Here is a 4,004-nt window from a genome sequence, read left to right as displayed (position 1 = left end):
TGAACCTGCACAAGACCTTCTGCATCCCGCACGGCGGTGGCGGACCCGGCGTCGGTCCTGTTGCTGCGAAGGCGCACCTGGCCCCGTTCATGCCGGGCGATGCCAACAGTGCTTCCTCCGAGGGCGGCGTGGCCATCTCAGCATCGCGCTTCGGGTCCGCCGGTGTGCTCCCCATTTCCTGGGCCTACGTGAAGCTCATGGGCGGCGAAGGACTGACCGAAGCCACCAAGTCGGCACTCCTGGCTGCCAACTACGTAGCTTCCCGCTTGAACGAGTACTTCCCTGTCCTCTACACCGGTGAAGGCGGACTCGTTGCCCACGAGTGCATCCTGGACCTCCGCGAACTGACCGCCCGCACGGGTGTCACGGCCGAGGACGTGGCCAAGCGCCTCATCGACTTCGGCTTCCACGCCCCCACCCTGGCGTTCCCGGTGGCCGGCACGCTCATGGTTGAACCGACGGAGTCCGAGGACCTCGCCGAGATCGACCGCTTCATCGAAGCCATGATCACCATCCGGGCCGAGATTGAGCAGGTTGCCAGCGGCGACTTCTCCGTGGAGGATTCCCCGCTCCGCAACGCGCCGCACACGGCAGCCGCCGTCGTTAGTTCCGTGTGGGAGCGCAACTACCCGCGTGAGCAGGCAGCCTTCCCGGTGCCGAGCCTCAAGCAGGACAAGTACTTCCCGCCGGTCGGCCGGATTGACGGTGCTGCGGGCGACCGCAACTTGGTCTGCTCGTGCCCTCCAATCGAAGACTTTGAGAACTAAGGAATCCCGATATGTCTGAGAACTACACCGCTCTTTACGAGCAGCACAAGAAAGCCGGCGCTTCCTTCACGGACTTTGGCGGCTGGCAGATGCCCCTGAAGTACGAATCCGAGCTGGCCGAACACCACGCCGTCCGCAACGCCGCGGGCCTGTTCGACCTCTCCCATATGGGCGAAGTCTGGGTCACCGGCCCGCAGGCCGCCGCGTTCCTGGACTACGCGCTGGTTGGCAAATTGTCCGCGGTGGCGGAGGGCAAGGCGAAGTACTCGCTGATCTGCGATTCCGACGGCGGAATCATCGATGACCTCATCACGTACCGCAGGTCTGCGGACAAGTTCCTTGTGGTTCCGAATGCGGGCAACGCTGCCGTGGTGGCCGCTGCCCTGCTTGAGCGCGCCGCCGGTTTCGACGTCGTTGTTGAGGACGCCTCCGCGGAGACCTCCCTGATCGCCGTACAAGGACCGAACGCCGAGTCGATCCTGCTCAAGCTCGTTCCCGCAGAGCAGCACTCGCTGGTCACTGAACTGAAGTACTATGCCGCCGTCGAGGTTTCCATCGCCGGCGACCTGCTGCTGCTGGCACGCACTGGCTACACGGGCGAGGACGGGTTCGAGATCTACGTTCCCAACCAGGATGCCGCTGAGCTGTGGGAAGCGTTGCTTGAAGCCGGGGAAGGCCACGGCCTCATCCCGGCGGGCCTCGCAGCCCGCGATTCCCTCCGCCTTGAAGCAGGCATGCCGCTCTACGGGAACGAGCTCTCCCGCCACGTCAACGCCTACGCAGCCGGACTCGGCCCGGTTGTGGCGTTGTCCAAGGAAAGCGATTTTGTGGGCAAGGAAGCACTGGCCGCCATCAAGGCTGCCGGTGTTGGATCCACGATCGGTCAGAAGCTGGTCGGCCTCAAGGGCGCCGGCCGTCGTGCAGCCCGCGCGCATTACTCGGTTCTGAAGGATGGCACCCTCATCGGTGAGGTGACCTCCGGCCAGCCGAGCCCCACGCTCGGTTACCCGGTGGCGTTGGCGTATGTCGACGTCGAGCATTCCGCCCCGGGTACCACCGTTGAGGTGGACCTGCGCGGCAAGGCTGAGCCGTTCGAAGTTGTGCCGCTGCCGTTCTACAAGCGTTCCAAGTAGTCACAAGAGAAGGATTTTGAGATGAGCAAAGTTGTTGCCGGGCTGAAGTACTCGGCTGAACATGAATGGGTTGCTGCAGATGGCGGCGGACCGGTAGGCATCGGCATCTCCGCCGTGGCCGCCGACGCCCTGGGCGACATTGTTTACGTGGACCTGCCCGAGGTTGGCTCCACGGTGACCGCAGGCGAGACCTGCGGCGAGGTGGAATCGACCAAGTCCGTTTCCGACCTGTACTCGCCCGTTACCGGTGAGGTAACCGAGATCAACGACGCTGTGGTCGATGATCCCGCACTCATCAACAACGATCCCTACGGTGCCGGCTGGCTGTTCAAGGTTGCCGCCACGGACGAAGGGCCGCTCATGACGGGCGAAGAGTACGCAGCAGCCAACGGAGGCGAACTGTGAACCCTGTTTCCGTGACTGAATTCGAACAGGTCGTATCGCCGTCGTTGGACGCCGACCTCGCGTCGCTGGACCCCGAGATCGCGGCGAAGATCGACGACGAACTGGGCCGCCAGCGCGGTGGCCTGGAAATGATCGCGTCCGAAAACCACACCGCCGTTGCAGTGATGCAGGCGCAGGGCTCGGTGCTGACCAACAAGTACGCCGAAGGCTACCCGGGCAAGCGCTACTACGGTGGCTGCGAGCACGTGGACGTGATCGAGCAGCTCGCGATCGACCGGATCAAGTCGCTGTTCGGGGCCGAGTACGCGAACGTGCAGCCGCACTCCGGTGCGCAGGCCAACGCGTCCGTGATGCACGCACTCATCAAGCCGGGCGACACCATCATGGGCCTCAACCTCGCTCACGGCGGTCACCTCACGCACGGCATGCGGATCAATTTCTCCGGCAAGCTGTACAACGTGGTGCCCTACGGCGTCCGCGAGGACACCCACACCGTGGACATGGCCGAGGTGGAGCGCCTGGCCCAGGAACACAAGCCTGCACTGATCGTGGCCGGCTGGTCCGCATACGCGCGGCAGCTGGACTTCGCAGAGTTCCGCCGGATCGCTGATTCCGTTGGTGCCTACCTGATGGTGGACATGGCCCACTTCGCCGGTTTGGTTGCCGCTGGCCTGCACCCATCGCCGGTGCCGCACGCCCACGTCACCACCTCCACCACGCACAAGACCCTCGCCGGTCCCCGTGGCGGCATCATCCTCTCCAACGATGCCGACGTCGCCAAGAAGATCAACTCGGCTGTCTTCCCCGGTCAGCAGGGTGGACCCTTGGAACACGTGATCGCAGGCAAGGCTGTGGCGTTCAAGATCGCCGCTTCCGAGGAATTCCGTGAGCGGCAGTCCCGCGTCCTGGCCGGCGCCCGGATCCTGGCCGAACGCCTGGTGCAGCCCGACGTCGCTGCTGCTGGGATTTCTGTAGTGTCCGGCGGCACGGACGTGCACCTGGTCCTGGTGGACCTGCGCAACTGCGAACTCGACGGCCAGCAAGCCGAAGACCGCCTCGCCGCGATAGACATCACCGTCAACCGCAACGCTGTGCCGTTCGACCCCCGTCCGCCGATGGTCACCTCCGGGTTGCGCATCGGCACGCCTGCCCTGGCCACGCGCGGGTTCGGCGAAGCGGCCTTCCGCGAGGTTGCGGACATCATCGCCGAAGCATTGACCGCCGACGCCGACGCTGACCTTTCGGGCCTGCGTCACCGCGTCGAGGTCCTCGCCGCTGCTCATCCTCTGTACCCCGAGGTCGCGAACCTGGGTTAGGGCCTGACACCCGATTCGTGGGCTAGCTGCGGGGTGTGCCGTGCGCACGGCACACCCCGCAGCGAACCCCCGAAACGGGCTGAAGGCCGCAGAGGACGCGGGCCCCGACAGGCCGCGGTGGCCCACATTGATCTCCCGGGTGTGGCATTTGCTGGGAACGGATGCTGCACATTTACACCGGGTTGGAGGTTTTACTGGACCTCCACGGGGGCTGGGCCGGCCTTGGCTCGGACTTGGCCCAGCTCCCACCTTTGTTTTGCTTCCCATTGTTTTCCTTCAACCCCGAAAGGTCCCAGCCATGGCTGTTGGTGTTTTCGATTTGTTCTCTGTGGGTATTGGTCCGTCGAGTTCGCATACGGTGGGTCCGATGCGGGCTGGGGCGG

Annotated in this window: 4 protein-coding genes and 1 pseudogene; all 5 read left to right on the top strand. The window is 64.7% G+C overall.

Annotated features, from left to right (window positions below; translation table 11 throughout):
- Positions 1-767: pseudogene (locus OCL88_RS20870) on the top strand (glycine dehydrogenase (aminomethyl-transferring)); the annotation flags it as partial.
- An 11-nt stretch (positions 768-778) separates the two neighbouring features.
- Positions 779-1,900: a glycine cleavage system aminomethyltransferase GcvT gene (gene gcvT, locus OCL88_RS20865; protein ID WP_264963817.1), complete on the top strand. Its 1,122-nt coding sequence runs from the start codon at positions 779-781 to the stop codon at positions 1,898-1,900.
- Positions 1,901-1,921: 21 nt separating this feature from the next.
- Positions 1,922-2,305, top strand: a complete 384-nt coding sequence (gene gcvH, locus OCL88_RS20860; RefSeq protein WP_021474486.1) for a glycine cleavage system protein GcvH — start codon at positions 1,922-1,924, stop codon at positions 2,303-2,305.
- A complete protein-coding gene (gene glyA / locus OCL88_RS20855; protein ID WP_319951674.1) occupies positions 2,302-3,621 on the top strand; it encodes a serine hydroxymethyltransferase in 1,320 nt (439 codons plus the stop codon). Before gcvH ends, glyA begins: the two co-directional genes overlap by 4 nt.
- A 298-nt stretch (positions 3,622-3,919) precedes the next feature.
- Positions 3,920-4,004: serine dehydratase beta chain (locus tag OCL88_RS21200; protein WP_319951675.1), on the top strand; the 85-nt coding region annotated here is incomplete at its 3' end.

Source organism: Paenarthrobacter sp. PAE-2 (assembly GCF_026013155.1).
Classification (GTDB): Bacteria; Actinomycetota; Actinomycetes; order Actinomycetales; family Micrococcaceae; genus Arthrobacter; species Arthrobacter ureafaciens.
This window is presented reverse-complemented; position numbering and strand designations above follow the sequence as displayed.

What these genes read in the sequence shown, in the direction of transcription:
- gcvT (WP_264963817.1), top strand. Translation starts at nt 779, where the DNA reads ATGTCTGAGAACTACACCGCTCTTTACGAGCAGCACAAGAAAGCCGGC.
- gcvH (WP_021474486.1), top strand. Translation starts at nt 1,922, where the DNA reads ATGAGCAAAGTTGTTGCCGGGCTGAAGTACTCGGCTGAACATGAATGG.